The sequence below is a fragment of the Roseovarius pelagicus genome (genome assembly GCF_025639885.1).
Lineage (GTDB): Bacteria > Pseudomonadota > Alphaproteobacteria > Rhodobacterales > Rhodobacteraceae > Roseovarius > Roseovarius pelagicus.
This window is the reverse complement of the sequence record NZ_CP106738.1, coordinates 703,797-729,182: the sequence shown is the minus strand read 5'-3', so window position 1 is coordinate 729,182 and position 25,386 is coordinate 703,797. Positions and strand designations below refer to the sequence as shown.

Here is a 25,386-nt window from a genome sequence, read left to right as displayed (position 1 = left end):
CGTCCTTAACAGCTAAGGCGCAGCCTTGATCCCATGCTATTGGGAATAGGGCTGTCAGATGAAAACTGTTGCACAAATCGCCAAGGAAATCGTCGCGCGCGAGGGTGGCTTCGTCAACGATCCGGACGATCCGGGTGGAGCGACCAACCACGGCGTTACGATTCATACGATGCGTCGGCTTGGGCTGGACCTGACCGGCGACGGGGAGGTTGATGCACAGGACGTGCGGGCGCTGAGCCGGGCACAGGCAGAAGCCATCTTTGTACGTCATTATTTTGAGCGTCCGGGCATCGGCAAGCTGCCAGAGGTCTTGCAGTCCAGCGTTTTCGATATGTACGTGAATGCCGGTAGCAACGCGGTAAAGATCCTGCAACGGCTGTTGCGTCGGATGGGCCATGACGTCGCGGTAGACGGTGCCATTGGCCCGCAAACCATCGCAGCAGTCACTGCGGCGGCGCAGGATGCGCCGGACCACATTGCTGACGCTTACGCGATCGCGCGGCGCAATTACTATTTTCACCTGGCAGATAATCGACCGGCAAGCCGTAAATACGCGCGCACCCGCAAGGGCGCAAAGGGGGGATGGATACGGCGCGCCGAAGAGTTCATGGCAAACCGTTATCACCTGAATACGGCAGAGTTTAACGCAAGGGTCGCGGCATGGGGTTGATCGAAAAGCTGGTGTCGCTGGTGTTTGGCAGTGGCCGGAACGTGATTGTTGAAACGGCAGAAGTGTTTCGTGAGAACACCGAAGCAGATGCACGGCGGCGGACGGATGAACGCGCGCAGGCGTTGGAGCAGTTTGCAACAGAGTTCGGCGTCCGGGAGCGTGGCCGGTTCGACCGCATCATGGATGGCATGAACCGCCTGCCACGTCCGGCGCTGGCAATGGGGACGCTGGGCCTGTTTATCGCGGCGATGGCGGATCCTGTGTGGTTTGCCGCGCGGATGCAAGGGGTGGCATTGGTGCCAGAGCCGCTGTGGTGGCTGCTGGGCGTGGTGGTGTCATTTTACTTCGGCGCACGCCATCAGTTCAAAGGGCAGGAATTTCAGCGCTCTATCGCAAGCACGCTGGCACGAACACCGCAGGTCATGGCCAATCTCAATACCTTGGAAGGCGTGACTGCCGATTTTGCCACAGCGGCGGATCGGCCAGCTATCATGTCGGCCGAAACAGACCCGAACGCCGCGCTGGATGAATGGCGGCGTGGCCGGCGTGCGTGAGGTGACGGCACCCGCGACAATGTGATCACCCGCGCGCGCCGATTGCGATTGGCGCGCGCGCGCGCCCACCCTATAATTGGCCCATGATTACAGAACTTGGCCACTTTGCCCTGATCCTCGCCTTTTGTGTGGCCTGTGTGCAGGCGGTTTTACCGCTGATCGGCGCGCATAAACGCTGGCCCGGCTGGATGGCCGTCGCCGTCCCTGCCGCCACGGCGCAGTTTCTGCTGACTGCGGCCAGTTTTGCGGCGCTCACCTGGGCATTTGTCACATCTGATTTCTCACTGCGGTTGGTGATGCTGAACAGCCATTCGGCCAAGCCACTGCTCTATAAAATCACTGGTGTCTGGGGTAATCACGAAGGCTCGATGCTGCTTTGGGTGCTGATCGTCACGCTCTTTGGCGCTTGTGTGGCGTGGTTTGGCACGAACCTCCCGCCCAGTCTGCGGGCGCGCGTTCTGGCTGTGCAGGCGATGGTGGGCGTTGCGTTCTTTGCCTTTCTCATCTTCACCTCGAACCCGTTTTTGCGGCTCGCCTTTGCACCATTTGACGGGCAGGATCTGAACCCGCTCCTGCAAGATCCCGGCCTGGCGTTTCATCCGCCGTTTCTATACCTCGGGTATGTCGGTCTCTCGATGACGTATAGCTTTGCCATTGCGGCGTTGATCGAGGGACGGGTGGACGCCGCATGGGGGCGTTGGGTGCGGCCCTATACGCTGGCGGCATGGATATTCCTGACCGTCGGAATCGCACTGGGCAGCTGGTGGGCCTATTACGAGTTGGGCTGGGGTGGTTTCTGGTTCTGGGACCCGGTGGAAAATGCCAGCTTCATGCCGTGGTTGATTGCCGTGGCGCTGCTGCATTCGGCGATCGTGGTAGAAAAGCGCGAAAGCCTGAAAAGCTGGACGATCCTGCTGGCCATCATCGCGTTCGGGTTTTCGATGATCGGGGCGTTTATCACCCGGTCAGGTGTCCTGACATCTGTACATGCCTTTGCCAATGATCCTGAACGGGGACTTTTCCTGCTGGGGATTACTGCGCTCTTTATGATGGGCGGGCTGACGATGTTCGCGGCACGGGCGGGCGTGATGCAGGCCAAGGGCGTATTTGCCATCAAGAGCCGCGAGTCGATGCTGGTGCTTAACAATCTCTTGCTGGGTGTGGCCTGTTTCATCGTGTTTGTCGGGACGATCTGGCCTTTGGTGTCCGAACTGTTCTTTGATCGGAAGCTGTCGGTCGGCGCACCTTTCTTCAATCTCGCGTTTACGCCGTTCATGGTGCTGCTGGGCCTTGTTCTGCCCATTGGTGCCATGTTGCCGTGGAAGCGCGGGGCGTTCGGGCGGATAGTACGGACGCTGGCACCGGCATTTGTCCTGGCCGTTGCCATAGGCTTGTTGGCGTTTGCCATGCAGACCGGGCGCAGCGCGTTGGGGCCGGTTGGGCTGTTTCTGGGGGCATGGCTGGTGGGCGGCGCGTTGATTGACCTGTGGTCACGCAGCGGACGGTCGGCACGTGTCATTGATCGATTGCGCCGGATTGCCCGTCTGCCGCGCGCGGACTGGGGCAAGGCGGTGGCGCATGGCGGTCTGGGGGTCACCATGGTCGGCGTGGCAGCGATGACGGCATGGTCGGTCGAGGATATCCGCGTGGCGCGCGTGGGGGACGCGATCGAGGTGGCCGGGTTTACGCTGACGCTGGATGACGTCCGCCGTGTCGAGGGGCCGAACTATATTTCAACAACCGGTGATTTCACCTTGTCGCGGAACGGTCGTGGGATTGCCTCGCTGCATCCTGAAAAGCGGTTCTATCCGGTTGCACAGATGCCGACGACAGAGGCCGGTATCGACAACGGCTTCCTGCGCGACATCTACGTGGTCATTGGCGATGCTCAGGATGGCGGGGGCTGGGCTGTGCGCAGTTATTACAAACCGCTGGCGAACTGGATTTGGGGTGGTGCAATTCTGATGGCATTGGGCGGTTTGCTATCGTTGAGTGATCGTCGCTACCGCGTCGCGGCCGGTGCGCGCAAGATGACCCCGACCCGAGGGGTTCCGGCAGAATGAGGCGTCTCGTTTTCCTGCTATGCCTGATGGCCGCGCCGCTATTTGCAGTGCAGCCAGATGAGGTGCTGGACGACCCGGAACTGGAGGCGCGGGCGCGTGACATTTCGGCAGGTCTGCGGTGTCTGGTGTGCCGCAACGAGAGCATCGACGAATCGAATGCGGCCCTTGCGCGGGATTTGCGTCTGTTGGTGCGCGACCGCTTGCTGGCGGGGGATACGGATGCGCAGGTGGTCAGCTTCGTCGTGGATCGCTACGGCGAGTATGTGCTGCTGAAACCGCAATTGGGTGGCAGCAATCTGGCGCTGTGGCTGGCCGGACCTGCAATGCTGCTGTTTGGCGCTGGCATTGCCGTTTTCTACATCAGGCGCCGCGCGGGGGCCGACTCTGCGGGTGATGGGACGTTGACAGAGGCCGAAGAAGAACGGTTGCGCCAGATTCTGGACGAGTGACGCGCGGTTTCCCTTTTCCTTGTCAGCCAAATCGCGTCCAATTCGCGCGCATTGAATGACAGAACAAGGAAACGCGCGCCGTGAAAGATTATTCCACCATTACCTTTGACATCACCGACGGCGTTGCCGTGCTGCGTCTGAACCGCGCCGACAAGATGAACGCGCTCAGCACCCAGATGCGCGCCGAGATCACGGATGCCGCCCGCGAAGCGGGGCGCCGCGCGCATGTGCTGGTGATCACCGGTGACGGACGTGCATTCTGTTCGGGGCAGGATTTGGGTGATGGTGGTAGTGCCGCGAGCCTTGATATCGAGCGGGTGCTGCGCGAGGAATATGTCCCGATGCTGCGCGCGATCATGGAATGTCCGGTGCCGACAATCAGCGCGGTAAATGGCGCGGCGGCCGGGGCGGGGGCCAATCTGGCGCTGGCTGCGGATGTGGTGATCGCGACCCAGAGCGCGGTGTTTTTGCAGGCTTTCACCCGCATTGGCCTGATCCCCGATGCCGGCGGTACCTATTGGTTGCCCAGACAGATGGGCGCAGCCAAGGCGATGGGGGCCGCACTATTCGCCGAGCCGATCAGCGCGCAACAGGCCAGCGACTGGGGCATGATCTGGGAAGCGGTACCCGACGCCGAATTTGACGCCCATTGGCGTGCCCGCGCGGCGCATCTGGCCAAAGGACCGATGCAGGCCTATGCGCATCTCAAGTCAGCGATCCGCGGCAGTTGGGACAACAGTCTGGAGGCGCAGCTGGAGCTGGAAGCAAAGCTACAGGGGGAATGCGGCAAGTCTCGCGATTTCAAAGAGGGCGTTGTGGCGTTCATGGAAAAACGCAGTCCGCAATTCGAAGGTCGCTAGGTGCGCGCCAAGGGTTTCTGCCTCTGACGGAATATTTATAGTTATAATAAAAGCTTGGGCGGTACCCTTGATTGGGTGCCGCCCGCTTTTTTAGCGATTTTCAATATCCACGTAATCGCGCATTGTCTCGCCTGCATAAAGCTGGCGGGGGCGGCCGATTTTCAGCTGTGGATCGGCGATCATTTCCTTCCACTGCGAAATCCAGCCCACCGTGCGGCTGACCGCAAAGATCGGCGTGAACATTGACGTGGGGAAGCCCATCGCCTCTAGGATGATGCCGGAATAGAAATCGACATTCGGGAACAGTTTCTTCTCGGCGAAGTAATCGTCTTCGAGTGCCTGTTTTTCCAGCTCTTTGGCCACTTGAAGCGTCGGATTGTCCTCGGTTCCCAGCAGTTCCAGCACTTCGTCTGCGGATTGCTTCATCACCGTGGCGCGGGGATCGAAATTCTTGTAAACGCGGTGGCCGAACCCCATCAGGCGGAATGGATCGTTCTTGTCCTTGGCGCGCTTGATGAATTCGGGAATACGATCAACCGTACCGATTTCGCGTAGCATTTCCAGACAGGCCTGATTGGCACCACCATGCGCGGGACCCCAGAGGCAGGCAATGCCCGCAGCAATGCACGCGAACGGATTAGCACCCGACGAGGAGGCCAGCCGGACCGTCGATGTCGATGCGTTTTGCTCGTGATCGGCGTGTAGCGTGAAAATGCGATCCATTGCGCGACTGAGGATCGGGTTCACCTCGTAATCCTCGGCAGGAACGGCAAAGCACATGCGCATGAAATTTGACGCATAATCAAGATCATTGCGCGGATAAACAAAGGGCTGACCGATGGTATATTTGTAGGCCATCGCAGCGATTGTCGGCATCTTTGCGATCATGCGAACCGAGGCAACTTCGCGCTGCCACGGGTCATTTATGTCAGTGCTGTCATGATAGAATGCGCTGAGTGCGCCAACCACGCCGACCATGATGGCCATGGGATGCGCGTCACGACGGAAGCCACGGAACAGATACTTCATCTGCTCATGCAGCATCGTGTGGTTGGTTACGCGGCTCTCGAAATCCTCTAACTGGGCCGCCGACGGCAGTTCACCATAGAGCAGGATATAGCACACTTCGAGATAGTGCGATTTCTCGGCCAGTTGGTCGATCGGATAGCCCCGATGCAGCAACTCGCCCTTGCCGCCATCGATAAAGGTGATGGTGCTGTCGCAACTTGCTGTCGAGGTAAATCCCGGATCGTAGGTAAAGACGCCCGCCTGCGAATACAGCTTGCGGATGTCAATGACGTCCGGGCCTGCTGTGGGCGAAAATATTGGCAACTCATAATCTTTGCCGTCGATGCTGAGCTTTGCGGATTTCTTACTGTCGGCCATGCGGCGGTCTCCCTCTGTGGCCCCGGGGTGTTCTGGCACCGAGGGGCGTCTTATGCATCTGGCCGCGCGTGGATTTGACCGTTGGGTCAGTCTCCGCCATCTGCGGCATCTTGGAGCCGGGCCAGTGTTTCATCCTGCCCCAGGACCAGCATCATGTCGAACACACTTGGTGTTGCGCTGCGCCCTGCAAGTGCAGCCCGGAGCGGGCCTGCCAGCTTGCCGAACGTCGTTTCCTTTTCGGCGGCGAACGCATTGGCCGTCGCCTCAAGGTCTTCTCGGGACCAAGTAGCATTTTGCAGGTGCGGCGTCAATTCTCTCAGCATACCACGGGATACTGAGTCGAGTTGTTTGGCCGCTTTCTCGTCCGGGGAAATCGGCCGGGATGCTAGAATAAACTCTGCCTTATCAATCAATTCAGGGAATGAACGGGCGCGTTCTTTTAGGCAATACATGCCAGCCAGCAACAGGTCATTTTTTTCAGTGCTCAACGCGGGCAGGTCGGCCGCGTTTCGGAATTCGGTCAGTTCATGCAGCAGCGCAGCATCGTCAGTCGCCGCAATATGCCGACCGCTGAGATTGTCCAGCTTCTTGAAGTCGAACCGCGCTGCGGATTTACCGATCCCGTCCAGATCGAACCAGTCCTGCGCCTGCGCATCGGTAAAGAACTCGTCATCGCCATGGCTCCATCCCAGCCGCGCCAGATAGTTGCGCATGCCGGAGGCGGGATAGCCCATCTGTTGATATTCTTCGACTCCCAGCGCCCCGTGCCGTTTGCTCAGCTTTTTGCCGTCGGGGCCATGGATCAGCGGGATATGGGCATAAACGGGCAGCGGCCAATCCATCGCGTTGTAGATCATCATCTGCCGGGCGGCGTTGTTCAGGTGATCGTCACCACGGATCACGTGGGTCACACCCATGTCGTGATCGTCCACGGCCACGGCCAGCATATAGACTGGCGTGCCGTCCGACCGCAGCAGCACCATATCATCCAATTGATCGTTGCGGATAGTCACATCGCCCTGCACGGCATCACGAATGACCGTTGCACCCTCGCGCGGGGCCTTGATCCGGACGACGTAGGGCGCGTCGGGATAGGTGGCCGGGTCCGCGTCGCGCCACGGGCTATGATAGAGGGTTGAACGCCCCTCGGCCTTGGCGGTGTCGCGGTAGGCCTGAATTTCGTCCTGCGAGGCAAAACACTTAAAGGCAGTTCCTGCCGCCAGCATCTGCTGCGCGACTTCGGCGTGCCGGTCCGCACGCGCTGCCTGACTGATAACGTCGCCGTCATGGTCCAGACCCAGCCACGCCATGCCGTCCAGAATCGCCTGCGTCGCCTCGGGGGTCGACCGCGCGCGATCGGTGTCCTCGATCCTGAGCAGGAACTTACCACCGCGCCCTCTGGCAAAGAGCCAGTTAAACAGGGCAGTACGCGCGCCACCGATATGCAGATAACCAGTGGGTGACGGGGCAAAACGGGTGACAACCTGTTGGGACATGGTCGACATTAACCTTTCGGTAAGGATGGTGGGGCTAGCCTGAGCGCCTGTCTATCGGCCCGCATGGGGGGAAACAAGTGCCCCGGACGCTCGGTTACTTACGCGCCGCGCTGCTGATGCAGCGGGGGCATCTCTTTGTCTGGGTTCCGGTCTGTCTGGGGATCGGCGTCGGCATCTATTTTGCATTGAGATCTCGAACCATCAGTCGCAACCTTTGCCGTAATCATAACGGCTTGCGCATTGTTCTTGCTCCTGTCTCGCGTGCTGGACGAGGCGGTGTCGCCGTTTGCGGTCGGGCTGGCGCTGATCCTGTCAGGTAGCGTGATCGCCGGGACACGCGCGCACCGTGTCGAGGGGCCGGTACTGGGCTGGCGTTACTACGGGCCGGTAGAGGGCCGCATCGTCGGCATAGATCGTTCGGCCAGTGACAAGGTACGTATCACGCTGGATCAGGTGGTGCTGCGGGATGTACGGCCCAGTCGCACGCCCAGACGTGTGCGATTATCGCTGCATGGCACAGTGGCAGGGAGTGATCCGGTGCCGGGGCTGAGGGTGATGACCACCGGGCATCTGTCCCCGCCCAGCGGCCCGGTCGAGCCGGGGGGCTTTGATTTTCAGCGGCATGCGTGGTTCCTAGGCCTCGGTGCCGTAGGATATACCCGTGTGCCGCTGCTGGCGCTCGCGCGGTCAGATGGAAAACAAGTCCTGTTTGCCACGCGAATGGGGCTGTCGGCGCGGGTGCAGGCCGAGCTGCCGGGAGAGGCAGGGGCCTTTGCCGCAGCGATTATGACTGGAGATCGCGCCGGAATGGGGCAGGAGACACTGACAGCGTTGCGGGTGTCGAACCTGGCGCATCTGTTGGCCATTTCCGGGCTGCACATGGGGCTGTTGACGGGGTTCATCTTTGCCGCGCTGCGGATCGCATTGTCGGCGGTTCCGTGGATTGCGCTACGCGTCCCGGTCAAGCCTGTGGCCGCGGGCATGGCTCTGATCGTTGCGGCCGGGTATCTGGCGCTGTCGGGGGGGAATGTTGCTACCGAACGGGCGTTTGTTATGGCGGCTGTTGTGCTGGTGGCCGTGATGCTGAACCGGCGCGCCTTCAGCCTGCGCGCGGTTGCGTTGGCTGCGATTATCGTGCTGGCGTTGCGGCCCGAAGCATTGCTTGGTCCCGGTTTCCAGATGTCTTTTGCCGCGACGACGGCACTGGTAGCGATCTTTGGCTGGATCAATGCGCGCGATGGATTGAAGGGACCGCGCTGGTTGCGCCCAGCCATGGCCGTGGTCGTGTCATCCATGGTGGCCGGATTGGCGACCGCGCCCTTTGCAGCGGCGCATTTCAATCAATTCGCGCATTATGGGCTGCTTGCGAACCTGCTGAGCGTGCCATTGATGGGCGTCGTCGTCATGCCTGCTGCAGTGTTGGCCGCTTGCCTGCTGCCCTTGGGGCTGGAATGGATTGGCCTGTGGATCATGGGGCTGGGGCTGGAGTGGATACTGGGCGTGGCGCATTTTGTGTCGGGGCTGGACGGCGCGCGCGGCACTGTGGTCAGTCCGGGACCGTTCGTTTTGCCGTTGTTGACGCTTGGCGGGCTGTTCGTGGCACTCTGGCAGGGACGCGCGCGAATGCTGGGCGCTGTGCCCATGGTGCTGGCGTTTATACTTTGGTCACAGACAACGCGGCCTGATGTGCTGATCTCGGATACGGGCGGTCTGGTCGGTGTGATGACCGATAAGGGGCGCGCGTTGAGTGCCGGGCGCGGGGCTGGGTTTATCGCGCAGAACTGGCTGGAGAATGACGGCGATCCTGCCGAGCAATTGCAGGCGGCCGAACGCTGGGCCGGAGTGGCCCCTGGTGGGATCGCAATCGCGGCACTGCGCGGCAAGCGCGCCGCAGAGACTTTGGACGGGTGTGACGGGGCAGAGTGGCTGGTGCTCAATACGTCCCCGACCATCGCAACAGAAGAGATGGCCTGCCGCGTTGTGCATCCTGCAACATTGCTCAAAACCGGTGCGCTGGCGCTTTACCACAGTGAAAAGGGGGTACGTGTCGTCAGCGCGCGCCAGATGACCGGCGCGCGGCTATGGAATATGCGGCGGCGCTAACTGTTAGTACGTGCGGATCAGTCCGACCAGACGCCCCTGCACCTTGACCTTGTCGCCCGGCAGAACGCGGGTTTCATAGGCTGGGTTGGCCGCCTCCAGCGCAATAGCGTTACCGCGACGGAAGAACCGTTTGAGCGTCGCTTCCTGATCTTCGACCAAGGCTACGACGATATCGCCATTGTCAGCCACGTTCGTCTCGCGGATCACGACAATATCGCCGTCGTTGATGCCTGCGTCGATCATCGAATCGCCTTTGACCTCAAGCGCGTAGTGTTCACCCGGACCACTGACCATCGCGCCCGGCACTGCAACGTTATGAGAGGCATGCTGGATCGCCTCGATCGGGACACCGGCAGCGATCCGCCCCATGACAGGCAGTTCAAGCGCATGCACGATCTCGAGCGACTGTGCATTTGCCGGGCGCGGGGCTTCGGGCTTGTCGCCGTCGATCACGCGAGGGTTGAATCCGGCGGTCGGTGCGCCGCCCAGAGTTTCGGGCAGCTTTACAATTTCCAGCGCGCGGGCCCGGTGAGCAAGACGGCGTATAAATCCGCGTTCCTCCAGCGCCGTGATCAGCCGGTGAATGCCTGATTTGGACCGCAGGTCCAACGCTTCCTTCATTTCATCGAAACTGGGAGGCACGCCGTCACGCTGCACACATTTGTTGATGTATTCCAGCAGGTCGAGCTGTTTCTTGGTCAGCATTTCACGGGTCCTTTGGCTGCGTCGATATCATTTTGTTCTACGCATGTTCCCGTTTTGTGTCAACTGCCGGGTATTGGTGGTAGTGTCTCAGTTTGAAATATCTTTTTTCTTATATGGTCCGCGCTTCTTAGGCGCAGGTGCTGCTGCATCAATCAGCCCGACAATCCATTCCATGCCGTGCAGCGTGTCGCTGACGCCAGCCGCCATTGCCGGGGTGCATTTCAGCGTCTTGTGGATGCGCACGAAGTTGTAATGAACAAAGTACAGGCTCAGCATGTGAAGGTGGTTTTCCAGCTTCTTGCTGAAACCATTAGTTAGGCGCGTGAAGCGGCGCATACCCATGCGCATCGAAAGGTTCTGGCGCTCAACGTGAGACGTGCTGACCATTTCTTTGACCGGATAGCCCGCAACAATCTCCTTGCGCGCGCCGGTGCATTCAGCGGGGGAATACTTGCGCTCGTGCCCTTTGCTACCTGTAGCAGAGCCGTACAGCTTGACCAGCATCGCATAGTCTACATCGCCACCAAACGCGCCCTCTACGGCCTCCAGATACGCCTTATGCCCGTCTGTGGTCAGTTGAACGCGGTTAGCAAGACGTGCGCGCAGATCATCCATGAATTCAATTGCCGTCGCGCCCGAACGATCACCCACCTCGAACGAAAGGATCAACTTGGTGTCGCGCTCAATCGCGGTCCACGTCCATACATCGCCAGCGCCTTCCGGTGCCGCCTTTGCCGTTTTGACGTTTTTTTCCTTGGCATAGCAGAACGACCAGATTTCATCGCACTGGACGTGATTTGCTTGGACGTTGCGCACTGTTTCGTCGTGATAAACTGCACAAGCCTCGCCAGCTTCAATCAAAAGCTTAGTTACCGTGTTGATCGAAACGCCAACGGCCCGCGAGATCGAGCGCATGGACATGCCTTCGATCATCATATTCAGGATCATTACGCGCTTGGGTATATCTAATCTGTTCATACCCTTGATATAAGTATGTTATTTCAGATTATCAAGCAAAAAGTTCAGTTTAATTCGGCTTATTTGAACCCCGCCGGAAGAGATCACTGATCCCCCTGCAAAGCTCCATGAATCCAGACGGCCCGCCTTGAGTGACCGCATAAAAGGCTGCAAGACCGATTATCAGCCAGAAACCTGCGTCAAGTTGGGTAACGGCAAAGACCAACAGCCCCAAAACAGTCAGTGCTGCCAATACTGCAACCACCAAGCCGGAATAAGCCTGTATCCCGCCAAACCAAAATCTCGCGTCAGCCATGCGATCCGATCTGGACTCTGCCTTTTCATTCATGCGCTTAACGAATCCCGGATCATGAGATTCGAGAGCATTTATCAAGAGGTCTGGACGCTCAGTGTATTGGGAAATAAGGGCAATGTAGTTGTCACCAACGGGACTGTCATCACTAGGCCTAGACGCTGCCGGGCCTAGCACTTCGCCATTTTTAGGGGAGTCAGGATCGCCCTCAGTCAACGCCATTCCCTGACGTTTTCTCCAAAGTTTTCCGCTCCTTAAGAGTTTCGAGCAGGGCAAAATGCAAGGTTCGCGGCAACATCCCGATTTCAAGGCCAAGCTGGTTAAGATTTAGCTTTTCCCAAGCCCACGCACCTTTTTGGGGGTCAATGGTGTAACAATCACGATAAGCCCATCCACTTTTGTGAAAGGCGGGGAAATCAAAAGGCATTAACCCCACCTCGCTGCGGCAGCCTTTTGCGCAATAATCTTGCGCTCGTCGGCTGTTGTTGACTCCAGACGTGCCTTTGCACCCGCCAAACCGCTCTTGCGCTTGGCTGGTTGCTTCAACGATGTTTCCTGTTCTTCGCCGGTCGCAATGCGGGCAATGTGAACTGCATTGCCGATCACGTCCGCCGGGCGTCTTTGCCCTTGCGGTCCTTTTGGCATAGTCGCCTCTCCTCTCGAGTGCGCGGTTTCGGTCGCGCTTTTGATCTGATGTTAACAGATTCTTACACCATATGTGGATAAATTTTCCACTGCGCAAGACCCATAGAATAAGCAGGGCGCGCCATTCTCGCGCGATCTCTGTTAACGCTAGGTTAAATTTGGTGCGATTTTTCATGGCGTCAATCCCGCCCACTTTCAAACTGAGACACTACCGTATTGGTGGTGACGTTGCGCCCTAGAACCGGATACATTCGACGATCTCGCCTGCGCGGCGGGCATCATCGCTGACGGGGCGAACCAGTAGGGCGTTGGCTTGGGCCAGAACCGTCAGCAGCGCGCTGTCCTGCCGCGTCGCGGGGTGCAGGCCGTCCGCGCCCAGCGTGGCGCGCATGTAATGCTCGCGGGGGCCGTTTGACGGCAGGTCGATCGCAAGCGGTGCCTTCTGGCGCGGAGCAGAGGCGAAACCCAGTCCCAACATCGCGCGCAAGACCGGCAAGACGAAGACATGGCCGCAGACCATCGCCGAGACGGGATTGCCGGGCAGGCCGATCATTGCCGCCCGGCCCATGCGTCCGGCCATCAACGGTTTGCCGGGACGCATCGCTACTTTGTAGAAACTGCGCGACATCCCTTGCGCCTGTGCGACCGTACCGACCAGATCATGGTCGCCGACTGACGCGCCGCCGATGGTGATGATCAGGTCACAGTCGCGCGCCAGATCAAACGCGGTTTCCAGCGCCGGCACGGTGTCTCGGGCGATGGGCAACAGGCGCGCCTCGGCGCCGTTTGCATCCAACAGCGCCTTCAGACCAAAGGAATTAGACGCGATGATCTGGTCGGGTCCGGGGGATTCTCCGGGCATTACCAGTTCATCACCGGTCGCGATCAACGCCACACGGGGTTTGCGATAAACAGGCACGTCGGGAATATTCATCGAGGCCAGCAGGGCGATATCATGCGGGCGCAGCAGGCGCGGTGCGGCGAATTCTGCACCCTGCCGAAAATCAGCCCCGGCTGGACGGACATGCGGCCCGGCGTCCAGTCTGCTGCCCAGTGTGATCGTGTCACCCGTGCGGGCGACATCTTCTTGAATGATCACCCGGTCGCAGCCTGCGGGCAGGGGCGCGCCGGTAAAGATGCGGACGGCCTTGCCAGCGGGTACGCTGCCGTCATAGCGATGACCGGCTGCCGCCTCTCCGATAACCTCGAATTGTGCGCCGGGCGCGGCCTCTGCGCCACGAATGGCATACCCATCCATTGCCGAAGCAGCAAAGGGCGGCTGATCGCGCTTCGCCTGCACAGGTTTCGCCAGTACACGCCCTGCGGCCTGAATCAGTGGGATCGTTTCGACGGTCATAGGTTCCGTCAACGCAAACAGCTCGTTCAGCGCGTCATCAACAGAAATCATTCCGCACTGTACCGCCCTGATTTTCCACCGTCTTTCAGTACAACGTGCAAGCCGCCGATCTGCATGGCCCGATCCACGGCCTTGACCATGTCATAGACAGTCAGGGCCGCTGTTGCAGCGGCGGTCAGGGCTTCCATCTCGACCCCGGTTTGCCCGGTCGTCTTGACGGTCGCCTCGATTCGGACACCTGGTAAGTCGGGATCCAGTGCAAGTTCGATAGCAACTGATGCGATGGGCAGTGGATGGCAAAGCGGGATGAGGTCCGGTGTTTTCTTTGCGCCCATGATACCGGCCAGCCGGGCCACGGACAGAACGTCGCCTTTCTTGGCGCGGCCTTCTGATACGATTTCAAAGGTTTGCGCTGCCATACTAACGTGACAGGCAGCTACCGCGATGCGGTCGGTCACTGCCTTGGCAGAGACATCGACCATATGTGCATCGCCTTTGCCATCGAAATGCGTCAGTTCGGCCACTAGAACTCCTCCGCTGAGCAACGGATCGGCCAGCAGCGCGCGGGTTGCGGTTGCCACGTCCTCGGCGCGCATCAATGTTTCGCCAACCAGAAAGCTGCGGGCGCCGTAACGCGCCATATCGGCCAAATCTTCGCTTGTTTCCAGTCCGCTTTCGCAAATCAAAAGAGCCTCTACCGGGGCGATCCGTGCCAGATGCCGGGTCGTGTCGAGCGATGTCTCGAAGGTGTTCAGGTCACGATTATTGATGCCGATCATGGGTGAATCCAACAGCGCCGCGCGCTGCATTTCGGCCTCGTTATGCACTTCGAGGATGGCATCCATACCCCATTGTTTTGCGGCCGCTTCCAGCTCGATAGCCTGTTCGTCAGAGACACTTGCCATGATGATCAGGATGCAATCGGCCCCCAATGCGCGCGCCTCGGCCACCTGATAGGGGTCATACATGAAATCCTTGCGCAGAACGGGCAAGTCGCAGGCCGCGCGGGCAATGGTCAGATATTCCTTTGCACCCTGAAAACTGGGCGTGTCGGTCAGCACGCTGAGGCAGGTGGCTCCGCCCTCGGCATAGGCGATCGCCAGCGCCTCGGGGTCGAAATCGGCGCGGATCAGACCCTTGGATGGGCTGGCCTTCTTGATTTCAGCGATCAGGCCATAGCCAACCTTGCTCGCTTGGGTCAGTGCTTCTTTGAAATCGCGGACGGCAGGTGCCGAATGGGCGCGCTCGTTCATTTCATCGGGCGACACCTCTTCTTTGGCGGCCGCCACTTCTTCCAGCTTGTAAGCTTTGATCTTTTCCAGAATCGTTGGGGTGCTCATGTCGTCTCCGATGTCACTTTGGCCAGTATTTGCAGCCGCTCACGCGCGGCTCCACTGTCGATACTCTCGCGGGCCTGTGCAACCCCCGACTTGAGGTCAGGCGCATGCTCGGCAACGACGAGGGCCGCCGCTGCGTTCAGCAATACCGCGTCGCGATACGCCCCCGGCGCACCATCCAACAGGGCACGGAACGCATCCCCGTTTTCTCGGGGAGTGCCGCCCAGAATGTCCTCGAATGGATGAACGGGCAGGCCGAAATCCTCGGGGTGGACTTCTATATCGCGGATGCTGCCATCGGTTTCCAGTACCGATACCCAACTGACGCCGGTAATTGTCAGTTCATCCGTACCATCGCTGCCATGCACCAACCACGCACATTCCGATCCCAGCTGTCCCAGTGTTTCGGCCATAGGACGGATGAGGTCGCGCGCGAATGCGCCGGTCAACTGTCGTTTCACCCCCGCCGGATTGGTGAGTGGGCCGAGGATATTGAAAATCGTGCGCGTGCCCAACTCTGTCCGCGTCGGCATGACATGGGCAATCGCAGGGTGGTGCATGGGGGCCATCATAAAGGCGATTCCGGCCTCTTGCAGTGCCTTTTCAACCACTTCCGGGCCAACCATCACGTTGACGCCCATCTGCCCCAACGCGTCCGCCGCGCCGGATTTCGAGCTTAGATTGCGGTTACCATGTTTGGCGATTGGCACACCTGCGCCAGCGACGACGAACGCGGTCGCTGTCGAGATGTTCAACGTGCCCTTGCCGTCACCACCGGTGCCAACGATGTCCATTGCCCCCTCGGGCGCGCGAACTGATTTGCACTTGGCGCGCATGACGGCAGCGGCGGCGGCGTATTCATCCACTGTTTCGCCACGGGTGCGGAGCGCCATGAGCAGACCCCCGATCTGGCTGGGCGTTGCTTCGCCTTCAAAGAGGGCGGTAAAGGCAACCTCGGCTTCCGCGCGTGTCAGCGGACGGTCGGCTGCGGTGCCGATGAGCGGCTTCAACCCGTCGCTCATGCTGCCACTCCGGTGGGTTGGGTCATCATGTCGAGAAAATTCTTGAGCAGTGCGTGGCCGTGCTGTGACGCGATCGATTCGGGGTGAAATTGCACGCCATGGATCGGCAGCGTCTTGTGTTGCAGACCCATAATCGTTCCATCCTCCAGTTCGGCGGTCACCTCGAGCGTATCTGGCAGGGTGGCGCGGTCGACAACGAGGCTGTGATAGCGGGTCGCGTCAAAAGGCGATGGTAGTCCGGCAAACACGCCTTTTCCTCCGTGCAGGACATGGCCCATCTTGCCATGAACAATCTCGGAATGGCGCACGACCTTGCCGCCAAAGACCTGCCCGATCGTCTGGTGCCCCAGACAGACCCCCAATAGTGGAATGCCCGTCTCGGCCGCTGCTTCGGTCAGCGCCAGACAAATGCCCGCCTGATCCGGGTCGCACGGCCCCGGCGACAGCAGAATGCCATCGGGCCGCAGTGCCATTGCAGCCTGTACATCCAGTGCATCGTTGCGGCGAACCAAGACGTCGGCGCCAAGTTCGCCCACATAATGTACGAGGTTGTAGGTGAAACTGTCGTAGTTATCTATCAAGAGCAGCATGTGGCGCCTCGCGCGAATGGGGGGTGGAGGCCGGGGGCCGGGTCGCGATATACTTGCTCAGGCTTAGCTGGAACCGTCAAGAGGCGCAAAGAGCGGTAGAGGTGATTTAAAGATGGCACACGGATTTTTCGGTGGAATTATTGTCGGCACAATGGTGTCGGGGTTGGGATTGGGCGTGGCGTCGGTGATAACCGAGATCCCCGCACGCACCGCGCCGGAGGCGGCGGCGCTCGAAGTGCCTGCGGGGTCCGAGTTCAATCAGTCGCGCGAGGACGAGCCTGTGGCGATGACCTCTGAACCTGATACCGTGCCGCTGGTCGAAGGTGCGCCAGAGGTCAGCACGTCAGCGCCCGATGATCTGAGCGTGATCGAGGATGCGGATATGCAACCCGCTGCCGTGCCCCAAACCGGCGAAGCTCAGGCCAACCTGAGTGCACCACAGGTTGCAACAGATGATAACACGGTGAATTTTGGTCAGGATGATACAGCCGTGTTGCCCAGCCCACAAAGCGCCGCGCCCGATGCGCCGGGCAGCGAGGAAGAATTGTCGATCTCTGTGGACCCGGCCCAGCCGATGCAGCCAGCCGTAGACGCAGAGTCGGCTGCATTCCCGAAAGAAGAAGCGGACGCTCCGCAGGTTTCGGCGATACCGGACACAACGGAATCACCCGAAACGGATGTGGACATCGAAGCCATGGTCAAGCCCGAGGTGACCGCCCCGAGCGGGACAATCGGTGATCTTGCGACGGGGATTGCGACCAACCGCTTGCCATCGGTCACCGATGCGCCGGCAGAGGCGGAAACTGCAAGCGACATCAGCGCCCGCCCCGATAGCGCCCGGCGCGCCATAGACGCGCACGCGACACCGTTCGACAATCCCGACGGCAAGCCGCTGATGGCGATCGTCCTGATCGACGACGGCTCCAGCCCGATCGGTTTGGAGGCATTGTCGAATTTCCCCTATCCACTGAGTTTTGCGGTGGATGCCGCGTGGGACGGCGCGACAGCCGCGATGAAACGCTACCGGGATGCAGGATTCGAAGTGCTGGTAATGGTGAACCTGCCACCGGGCGCACAGGCCAGTGACACCGAAATTGCAATGCAGACCGTGCTAAACGCCGTGCCCGAAGCCGTCGCAGTACTGGAAGGGACGGATAGCGGCCTGCAGTCCGGGCGCGCTGCTGCGGAACAACTGGCCCCGATCCTGCTGGAAAGCGGTCATGGGTTGGTTCTGTTTCCCAACGGGTTGGACACCGCACGCAAACTGATCGAGCGCGAAGGCGTGCCCACGGGCAGCGTGTTCCGCGACTTCGATTCCAAGGGGCAAAACGCGACCGTGATCCGACGCTTTCTGGATCAGGCGGCATTCAAGGCCGGGCGCGGTCAGGGCGAGGTGATCATGCTGGGGCGTCTACAGGCCGACACGATTAGCGCCCTGTTGCTGTGGGGGCTTCAGGATCGGGCCAACAGTGTCGCGATTGCGCCGGTTTCAGCGGTGTTGACCCAAGAGCAATAGCATTAGCCGTCGCGCCATGCACCCGGCGCGATACCGTCTAATGACCACCCGCCGATCTGCCAACGCACCAGACGCAGTGTCGGGTGGCCCACATGGGCGGTCATGCGTCGCACTTGCCGGTTGCGCCCTTCAGAGATGATGATCTCGAGCCAGCAGTCGGGCACGGATTTGCGGTAGCGCACAGGCGGGTCGCGGGGCCAGAGGTCGGGCGGATCGATCCGGCGCACCTGTGCAGGACGGGTCTGCCCATCCTTCAGTGTGACACCTTTGGCAAGAGCGTGCAGGGCAGTGTCGTCGGGCAAGCCTTCGACCTGAACCAGATAGGTCTTGGGTTGTTTATAGCGCGGGTCGGCAATGCGCGCTTGTAGTTTGCCGTCATCGGTCAGGATCAGTAGCCCCTCGCTGTCGCGGTCCAACCTCCCGGCGGGATAGACGCCGGGTAGGTCAATGTAATCGGAAAGCGTGGCGCGCGGGCTGCCTTCGGTTCCCTTGTCGGTGAATTGCGACAGGACACCATGCGGTTTGTTAAAGAGGATGAGACGGGTCATGGGGCGCGTGCCGGGCTGAAGCCCGGCCTACGTGTTGCCATCGCCGGTGAAGCGTGCGGCGTCGGCTGCGGCGCGTCGGATGGCGTTCGATTTATGCACGGTTTCCATATATTCCGCCTCGGGGTCGCTGTCATAGACCACACCGCCACCGGCCTGAATATAGAGCTTGTGATCCTTGACCACCGCCGTCCGCAGGGCGATGCAGACGTCCATATCGCCACCGGCACTGAAATACCCCACGCCGCCGCCATAGACGCCGCGTTTTTCTGGCTCCAGCTCGTCGATAATTTCCATCGCGCGAACTTTGGGCGCGCCACTGACGGTCCCAGCAGGCAGTCCGGCCAACAGGGCGCTGAGTGCGTCCTGATCCTCGGCCAGTTCGCCCACGACGTTGCTGACGATGTGCATCACATGGCTGTAACGTTCGATAATGAATTCTTCGGTCGGGTGGACTGTGCCGATCTTGCTGACGCGCCCGGTATCGTTGCGGCCCAGATCGAGCAGCATCAGATGTTCTGCCAGTTCTTTCTGATCGGCCAGAAGATCGGCCTCGTTCGCGCGATCTTCCTCGGGTGTTGCGCCGCGTGGGCGGGTGCCTGCGATGGGACGGATCGTGACCTCTTTGCCAAAGACCCGCACAAGGATCTCGGGGCTGGCACCCACCACCTGAAAACCGCCGAAATTGAAATAGAACATGAAGGGGGACGGGTTCGTGCGGCGCAAGGAGCGATAGAGCGCGAAAGGCGGTTGGGCAAACGGCTGTGTCCAGCGTTGCGAGGGCACCACCTGAAAAATGTCGCCCGCGCGGATATATTCCTTGGCTTTCTCTACGACGTCCTTATAGGCATCGCGGGTGAAATTCGACACTGGCGGCGCATCCTCGTGCGCCTCGCCCATCTCGCGACTGGCGCGGGGCAGCGCACGTTCCAGATCACGCACCGCATCCATCACCCGTTCAGCAGCCTGAGCATAGGCGGCACGGGCGGATTGACCCTGATCTGTCCATGCCGGGGCCACGACGATGACCTCGCCTTTGACACCGTCAAGCACAGCCACGACAGAGGGGCGCAGCATGACCGCATCAGGCAGGCCAAGCGGGTCAGGGTTCACGTCTGGCAGGTGTTCGACCAGACGGATCATGTCATAGCCGAGATAGCCAAAGAGTCCCGCACTGGCAGCGGGCAGGCCGTCTGGCAGGTCAATACGGCTTTCGGCGATCAATGACCGCAGGTTGTCCAGCGGATCACCATCCTGAGCGGTGAAGGCATCACCGTCAAAGCGGGCCTGTCGGTTGATCTGACTGGTGGTGCCGTGGCATTTCCAGATCAGGTCCGGTTTCATCCCGATGATCGAATAGCGCCCACGCACCTCGCCACCGGTGACCGATTCCAGCATGAATGCGTCGGGGGCTGCATCCGTCAGCTTGAGCATCAACGACACGGGTGTGTCGAGGTCGGCCGCGAGACGGGCATAGACCACCTGAGCCTTGCCCGCGTCAAAGCGCGGGGCAAAGTCGTCGAATTTGGGGGTCAGTTCCATCAATCGTGCGCCCTACTGAAAGTTCGCATGGACGGCATTCAACGCCTGCTGGTCCAGCGTGATGCCAGCGCGGTTGCGGATGTCGGCAGCCAGCACCTGATAAAAGTCCTGTGCGATAATGCCCGCTGCCTGATCGGCAAGTCCCTTGCGCAGCTGCGCCAGTTCGGGGTCCTCGTCATTAGGCGGGGTGATCTGGTCGAGACGCACAATGAACAGACTTTCATTGCCGTCAATTAGGGTGACGTCGCCCTCTGCCATCTTGAAAACGGTTTCGATGAATTCGGGTGGCGTTCCGGGCTGGAAACCACGACGCGTCAGACCAATCACGGATTCGCTGGCAAGACCTGTATCCTCGAAGCTGTCGCCGTTCTGCAACGCCGTGACCTGATCGGCGATCTGGGACCGCAATGCGTCCGTGGCCGACTGTGTCAGCCAGGCCGAGCGAACGGCTGCGCGTACATCTTCGAGCGGCTGAATCTCGGGCTCGGTAATCCCGTCGAGCCGCATGGCAAAGATCGAGCCGTCTTCCAGCGTTGCGACTTCGGGGTAGTCAGAGGTGGTGATTGTCGGCGCGGCCTGACGGAAACCGGTATAGGCGCTGATGCCTTCTACGACCCCCCCGTGCCAGTCGATCTGACCCAGCTCCATGTCCGTCTCATCTGCGATATCCTCCAGCGTGGCACCACCTGCCAGCAGATCGTCAACAGTGTCGATCTGGGCGTCGATCACGCGACGGGCCCGGTCGCCTGCAAGTGCGTCACGCAACTCTGCCTCGGCGTCTTCATAGGTGGTTTCAGTCGCCTGAAGCACGGCGTTTACACGGAACAGGGCAGGACCGATGGGACTGTCGAGCGGACCGGCAATATCGCCGACATTGGCTGCGAATACGTCGGACCCAGCACCATCCAGATCGCCCAAGGCGACATCGCCCATATCTACATCGCTCAATTCCAGTCCGCGATCCTCTACGAAATCCTCGAAACTGCGGGTACCTGCGTCGATCTCGGCTTTAGCAGCTTCTGCTGCGGCGCGATCGGGAAACGCCAGACGTTCGACGAGGCGGCGCTCGGGCTGAATGAATTCGTCCAGTCGCGCCTCATACGCCTCGCGCAGGGCGGCGTCGTCCACTTCGACCTCGTCGATGATCATCTCGGGCGTAAGCCAGACATAGGTGATCGCGCGGGTTTCCGGCTTGGTGAAATCGGGCAGGTGGGACTGATGATAGCTGCGCAAATCCTCGTCAGTCGGCTCTGGCAACCCGGTCGTCAGATCACCACGCGCGAGCGTTGCCATCGTGACATCGCGCGCCTCGCCCACATAGGTCAGGATCGCGTCAGTATAAGCGGTCGGTGTGCTCACTCCAGAGAGAATGGCCCCTTGCACCAGCGTCCGGGCAGTTTCTGCGCGGATATCAGCCTCAAACGCGGCTTCGCTGAGACCGGCCTGATCAAGGGCGAACGTATAGGCCTCGCGGTCGAATTTACCGTCGATACCGCGAAATCCGGGAATGTCGAGGATCTGGTCGCGCAGGTTTGTGTCTCCGATGGACAGGCCCAGCCGGGATGTTTCATGGTCCAGTGCGGCCTCGGATACCAGTCGGGACAGTACGCGGGCATCTACACCATCAGCCTGCGCCTGCGCGAACGAGACCGGTTCGCCGCGATCTGCCTCAAGCGCGCGGATCTCGGCCTGTAGCGCGCGGGCATAGGCGTTCAGGTCAATCTCGGCATCGCCGACGGTCCCGACACTGCGGACATTGCCGGACAGGTTGGTGACGCCAAAGCCGCCAAGGCCAAGGATCAGCAGGGCCATAAGCACCCACATCGCGGATTTGGAAACGGTGTTGCCTTTCATCGGGCCCTCTTTTGATGCGCTTGCATAGCCTGCGTTTGCCGCCGGTGGCGGTCAGGTCCGGGACTGTCTACGCGTTGGCCCGGTCCGGGGCAAGAGGCCAGCCAAGACCCGACAACCGGTGCATCAGTGCGCCGATACCATCGCGGTCCACATTGGCAAAGGCCACGCGAAAACTGCGCAAGCCGAGCGGATCGCCCTGAGGGGTGAACATGGTGCCCGGCAGCAGCAGAACACCTGCCTCGCGGACCAGTTTCGGGGCTAGCGTGGCAGAGCTGTCTGCAAAGGGATGCTGAAGATATGCGAAGTAAGCGCCACATCCCAGCAAGCGCCAGCCGTCGGTTTCCAGCGCGGGCATGTTGTCTTCGATCGCCGCGCGGCGATCAAGGATTTCAGCGCGTTCCCCCGAGAGCCATTGCGCCAGATTCTGCATCCCCCACAGCGCCGCGATCTGGCCTAGCTGGTTCGGACAGATTGTAACGGTATCCAGAAATTTCTCTGCTTCAGCAAGACGTTGCGGTGAACTGATCATCGCGCCGACTCTGTGGCCGGTCAGGCGGTAGGCCTTGGAAAACGAATAGAGCTGGATCAGCGTCTCCGCCCAGTCGGGATCGGTCAGAAGGTCATGTGGTGCGCCGGTTCGGGAATCAAAGTTACGATAGGTCTCATCGAGGATCAGGGCGATGCCGCGGCTGCGTGCGAGGTCAAAGAAGGCACGAACCAGATCGGCAGGATATTCCACACCGCCCGGATTGTTCGGCGTGACCAAGGCAATGGCGCGGGTGCGAGGGGTGATGCGTGCGGCGGCCTTTTCCGGGTCGGGCAGCAAGCCCGCGCCGACGGGCAGGGGAATGGTGCGTACACCGTTCATATCTAGCCACATTTTATGATTGAAATACCATGGGGTTGGCAGGATTACCTCATCCCCTTGATCGCATAGCGTGACGATGGCCGCGCAGAACGCTTGATTGCAGCCAGACGTGATCGCGACATTGTCTGCCGCCACGGCACCACCATAGCCCGCGCTCCACTGCGTCGCGACCTCGTGGCGCAGTTCGGGCAGCCCCAGTACGGGGCCGTAAAGATGGGCATCGGTCTGGGTGAGCGCGGCATCGGCGATGGCCTGCCGCAGCGCATGTGGCGGCGGGTCGACCGGGGCCGCCTGACTGACGTTGATCAGCGGGCGGTCGGCACTGAACGTGATGCCGTCAAGCCAGCGACGGGATTCCATGACAGGAGGCAGAAAGGTGCTGGAAGTGCGGGTCATCGGAGGCTCCGGGCAGGGCGGTTTTGCAGCGGTTTTGCCGCGTCGGTATCACGTCGGTATCGTGTAGGTATTACATCGGTGCCGGATCAGGCGCCGCGATAGGGTTCGACATATTGCAGGGCCATGTCCCACGGGAAAAAGATCCAAGTGTCCTGACTGACTTCGGTCACGAAGGTCTGAACCTGTGATCGCCCCATCGGCTTGGCATAGACCGTGGCGACATGGGCATTGGGCATGTGGGCGCGTACCACTTCGAGCGTGCGACCGGTATCGACGAGGTCATCAACGATCAGCACGCCGGTGCCGTCACCGATCACGTCCATATCGGGCGACTTGATCACCTTTGGTTCGCTCTGGGTCTGATGGTTGTAGCTCTTGACGCTGATGGTATCGACGGTGCGGATGTCCAACTCGCGCGCGACAATCATCGCCGGTGCCATGCCGCCCCGCGTGATCGCCACCACGGCGCGCCAGTTGCCATCGTCAGGCCCATGCCCGTCCAGCCGCCACGCCAATGCGCGCGCATCGCGGTGCAACTGGTCCCAGCTGACGTGAAAGCCTTTTTCATGCGGCAGTGGGTCGATCATGGCAAGTCTCCGATTTGGTTAACGGCTGAGCAGCAGACGCAGGCCGAGTGCGCCCAGTACGGCGGCGGTGATCCGGTCCAGCACCGGTTTGAACGCCAGATAGCGGCGGCTGATGGCGGTGGTCGAGAGCATGATCGCGAGCATCGGCTGTACGATCATTTCCACAGTTAGGTGGTTGGCGAAAATTACCGCCTTCTCAGCGGCACCGAGGTCGGCGGGGAATATCACCACCAGAACAGCCGCGGAAAAGAACACCGATTTAGGATTACCGAGGTTGACGAGGAACCCGGACAGGAACGCGCGTCGCGTTGCTGGCGCATCGCCGGATGTCACCGGTTGGCTGGCATGCCGCCATGTCATCACCGCGATATAGATCAGGTAGGCGGCACCCAGCGTTTTCAACACGGCGTATAGCCAAGGGAACAGGGTGAAGATTCCATCAAGGCCAAGTAGCGCCATCAACGTCCATAGTGCCGCCATCAGCGCCAGACCAGCAGCGGCGGCGATGCCTGCGCGGCGACCGGCGGTCAGTGTGGTCTTGATCAGAAACAGCAGGGACGGGCCGGGGCTGGCAATGGCCGCCAGAAGTGCGAGGTTAAAGGCAATGAGGTGCGCCAGTTCCATCGCGTATTAGCCCTTGTTGGTGGCGTCGATATCGGGAGCATCCACTGCCTTCATCCCGACGATGTGATAGCCCGCATCGACATGCAGGTTTTCGCCGGTGACGCCGCTGCCCAGATCGCTGAGCAGGTAGAGGGCGGATTTGCCCACGTCGTCGATGGTCACGTTGCGGCGCAGGGGCGAATTCAACTCGTTCCATTTCAGGATATAGCGGAAATCGCCGATGCCGCTGGCGGCCAGCGTCTTGATCGGGCCGGCACTGATCGCGTTGACGCGGATGCCGTCCTTGCCCAGATCCTCGGCGAGGTATTTCACCGATGCCTCCAGTGCGGCCTTGGCTACGCCCATAACATTGTAATGCGGCATGACCTGTTCGGCACCGTAATAGGTGAGGGTCAGCATCGAGCCGCCGTCATTCATCATTTTCTCGGCGCGTTGTGCGACGGCCGTGAAGCTGTAGCAGCTGACATCCATCGTCATCAGGAAATTATCGCGGCTGGTGTCGACATAGCGGCCACGCAATTCGTTCTTGTCGGAAAAGCCGATGGCGTGAACGAGAAAATCGATCTTGCCCCAGACCTTTTCGATTTCGGCAAAGGCGGTGTCGATCGAGGCAGGGTCGGACACGTTGCAATCGAACAGGTGTTCGACGCCTAGTTGAGCGGCCAGCGGCTCTACCCGTTTCTTGAACGCGTCGCCCATATAGGAGAATGCCATCTCGGCGCCTGCATCGGCGCAGGCGCGTGCAATGCCCCATGCGATAGACTTGTCATTGGCCAGGCCCATGATCAATCCGCGCTTGCCCGCCATCAGTTGATTTGACATGTCCCGGTCTCCGCCCAATTTTATCTCTTTTGATCCTTTAAAGTGTTTCTTGAAAAATCTGAAGCGCCGCTTTGCGCGAAAGCCAGACAACCCCGATTGTCGCGTTTTACTACAGCATATTGTTG

The 25,386-nt window shown here is 60.2% G+C and carries 24 protein-coding genes and 1 pseudogene; 7 read left to right on the top strand and 18 right to left on the bottom strand.

The genetic code is table 11. The features are described 5' to 3' along the window. Positions 1-58: 58 nt before the first annotated feature. The 5 genes from N7U68_RS04535 to N7U68_RS04515 all read left to right on the top strand — a co-directional run bounded on the left by N7U68_RS04535 (position 59) and on the right by N7U68_RS04515 (position 4,596). The gene (locus N7U68_RS04535; protein ID WP_165191954.1) at positions 59-670 is read left to right on the top strand and encodes a holin-associated N-acetylmuramidase; all 612 of its coding nucleotides are present in this window, start codon (positions 59-61) and stop codon (positions 668-670) included. After that, positions 661-1,224: a holin family protein gene (locus N7U68_RS04530; RefSeq protein ID WP_263048376.1), complete on the top strand. Its 564-nt coding sequence runs from the start codon at positions 661-663 to the stop codon at positions 1,222-1,224. The genes N7U68_RS04535 and N7U68_RS04530 overlap by 10 nt, the downstream gene beginning before the upstream one ends. A gap of 83 nt (positions 1,225-1,307) precedes the next feature. After that, positions 1,308-3,287, top strand: a complete 1,980-nt coding sequence (locus N7U68_RS04525) for a heme lyase CcmF/NrfE family subunit (RefSeq protein WP_263048375.1) — start codon at positions 1,308-1,310, stop codon at positions 3,285-3,287. Beyond that, positions 3,284-3,736, top strand: a complete 453-nt coding sequence (locus N7U68_RS04520; RefSeq protein ID WP_263048374.1) for a cytochrome c-type biogenesis protein — start codon at positions 3,284-3,286, stop codon at positions 3,734-3,736. The genes N7U68_RS04525 and N7U68_RS04520 overlap by 4 nt, the downstream gene beginning before the upstream one ends. Before the next feature lie 80 nt (positions 3,737-3,816). Then, a complete protein-coding gene (locus tag N7U68_RS04515) occupies positions 3,817-4,596 on the top strand; it encodes an enoyl-CoA hydratase-related protein (RefSeq protein ID WP_165191958.1) in 780 nt (259 codons plus the stop codon). 90 nt (positions 4,597-4,686) lie between these two features. Here N7U68_RS04515 and gltA read toward each other — a convergent pair whose 3' ends face one another. Continuing rightward, on the bottom strand, positions 4,687-5,982 hold the full coding sequence (gene gltA, locus N7U68_RS04510) for a citrate synthase (protein ID WP_165191959.1): 1,296 nt from the start codon (positions 5,980-5,982) through the stop codon (positions 4,687-4,689). A gap of 86 nt (positions 5,983-6,068) precedes the next feature. Further along, positions 6,069-7,478, bottom strand: coding sequence for a glutamate--tRNA ligase (gene gltX / locus N7U68_RS04505; RefSeq protein WP_263048373.1), 1,410 nt, complete (start codon positions 7,476-7,478; stop codon positions 6,069-6,071). 240 nt (positions 7,479-7,718) lie between these two features. On the opposite strand from gltX, the gene N7U68_RS04500 reads away from it, so the two are divergent. After that, a complete protein-coding gene (locus N7U68_RS04500) occupies positions 7,719-9,581 on the top strand; it encodes a ComEC/Rec2 family competence protein (protein ID WP_308446166.1) in 1,863 nt (620 codons plus the stop codon). Positions 9,582-9,584: 3 nt separating this feature from the next. Here N7U68_RS04500 and lexA read toward each other — a convergent pair whose 3' ends face one another. The 9 genes and pseudogenes from lexA to N7U68_RS04455 all read right to left on the bottom strand — a co-directional run bounded on the left by lexA (position 9,585) and on the right by N7U68_RS04455 (position 16,507). Further along, positions 9,585-10,286, bottom strand: coding sequence for a transcriptional repressor LexA (gene lexA, locus N7U68_RS04495; protein WP_263048372.1), 702 nt, complete (start codon positions 10,284-10,286; stop codon positions 9,585-9,587). Between the two features lie 87 nt (positions 10,287-10,373). Then, positions 10,374-11,264: an IS1 family transposase gene (locus N7U68_RS04490; protein ID WP_263048371.1), complete on the bottom strand. Its 891-nt coding sequence runs from the start codon at positions 11,262-11,264 to the stop codon at positions 10,374-10,376. A 49-nt stretch (positions 11,265-11,313) separates the two neighbouring features. Continuing rightward, complete coding sequence (locus N7U68_RS04485; RefSeq protein WP_263048370.1) at positions 11,314-11,778, bottom strand: hypothetical protein; 465 nt, start codon at positions 11,776-11,778, stop codon at positions 11,314-11,316. Further along, the gene (locus N7U68_RS04480) at positions 11,765-12,376 is read right to left on the bottom strand and encodes a hypothetical protein (protein WP_263048369.1); all 612 of its coding nucleotides are present in this window, start codon (positions 12,374-12,376) and stop codon (positions 11,765-11,767) included. Before N7U68_RS04480 ends, N7U68_RS04485 begins: the two co-directional genes overlap by 14 nt. Positions 12,377-12,436: 60 nt before the next feature. Further along, positions 12,437-13,609: a molybdopterin molybdotransferase MoeA gene (locus tag N7U68_RS04475; protein ID WP_165191962.1), complete on the bottom strand. Its 1,173-nt coding sequence runs from the start codon at positions 13,607-13,609 to the stop codon at positions 12,437-12,439. After that, on the bottom strand, positions 13,606-14,082 hold the full coding sequence (moaC, locus tag N7U68_RS04470; RefSeq protein ID WP_165191963.1) for a cyclic pyranopterin monophosphate synthase MoaC: 477 nt from the start codon (positions 14,080-14,082) through the stop codon (positions 13,606-13,608). The genes N7U68_RS04475 and moaC overlap by 4 nt, the downstream gene beginning before the upstream one ends. Before the next feature lie 3 nt (positions 14,083-14,085). After that, positions 14,086-14,898, bottom strand: a pseudogene (gene trpC / locus N7U68_RS04465) (indole-3-glycerol phosphate synthase TrpC); the annotation flags it as partial. Then, positions 14,895-15,917, bottom strand: a complete 1,023-nt coding sequence (gene trpD / locus N7U68_RS04460) for an anthranilate phosphoribosyltransferase (protein WP_263048368.1) — start codon at positions 15,915-15,917, stop codon at positions 14,895-14,897. The pseudogene trpC and the gene trpD, both read right to left, overlap by 4 nt. After that, on the bottom strand, positions 15,914-16,507 hold the full coding sequence (locus tag N7U68_RS04455; protein WP_165191966.1) for an anthranilate synthase component II: 594 nt from the start codon (positions 16,505-16,507) through the stop codon (positions 15,914-15,916). The genes trpD and N7U68_RS04455 overlap by 4 nt, the downstream gene beginning before the upstream one ends. A gap of 112 nt (positions 16,508-16,619) precedes the next feature. Between N7U68_RS04455 and N7U68_RS04450 the strand changes: the two genes are divergently transcribed. Next, entirely contained in the window at positions 16,620-18,023 is a 1,404-nt protein-coding gene (locus tag N7U68_RS04450) for a divergent polysaccharide deacetylase family protein (RefSeq protein WP_263048367.1), read from the top strand. 2 nt (positions 18,024-18,025) lie between these two features. Here N7U68_RS04450 and N7U68_RS04445 read toward each other — a convergent pair whose 3' ends face one another. The 7 genes from N7U68_RS04445 to fabI form a co-directional block, all read right to left on the bottom strand. After that, the gene (locus tag N7U68_RS04445) at positions 18,026-18,571 is read right to left on the bottom strand and encodes a pseudouridine synthase (protein WP_263048366.1); all 546 of its coding nucleotides are present in this window, start codon (positions 18,569-18,571) and stop codon (positions 18,026-18,028) included. Between the two features lie 27 nt (positions 18,572-18,598). Beyond that, on the bottom strand, positions 18,599-20,110 hold the full coding sequence (gene trpE, locus N7U68_RS04440; RefSeq protein WP_263048365.1) for an anthranilate synthase component I: 1,512 nt from the start codon (positions 20,108-20,110) through the stop codon (positions 18,599-18,601). A gap of 12 nt (positions 20,111-20,122) precedes the next feature. Further along, the gene (locus tag N7U68_RS04435) at positions 20,123-21,964 is read right to left on the bottom strand and encodes a peptidyl-prolyl cis-trans isomerase (RefSeq protein WP_263048364.1); all 1,842 of its coding nucleotides are present in this window, start codon (positions 21,962-21,964) and stop codon (positions 20,123-20,125) included. 67 nt (positions 21,965-22,031) lie between these two features. Next, positions 22,032-23,228 (bottom strand): aminotransferase, encoded by a 1,197-nt coding sequence (locus tag N7U68_RS04430; RefSeq protein WP_263048363.1) that lies wholly within the window; start codon positions 23,226-23,228, stop codon positions 22,032-22,034. A gap of 86 nt (positions 23,229-23,314) precedes the next feature. Further along, on the bottom strand, positions 23,315-23,815 hold the full coding sequence (gpt, locus tag N7U68_RS04425) for a xanthine phosphoribosyltransferase (RefSeq protein ID WP_165191971.1): 501 nt from the start codon (positions 23,813-23,815) through the stop codon (positions 23,315-23,317). Positions 23,816-23,833: 18 nt separating this feature from the next. Next, complete coding sequence (locus N7U68_RS04420) at positions 23,834-24,439, bottom strand: LysE family translocator (RefSeq protein WP_263048362.1); 606 nt, start codon at positions 24,437-24,439, stop codon at positions 23,834-23,836. Between the two features lie 6 nt (positions 24,440-24,445). Next, positions 24,446-25,261, bottom strand: coding sequence for an enoyl-ACP reductase FabI (gene fabI, locus N7U68_RS04415; RefSeq protein ID WP_263048361.1), 816 nt, complete (start codon positions 25,259-25,261; stop codon positions 24,446-24,448). Between the last annotated feature and the right edge of the window lie 125 nt (positions 25,262-25,386).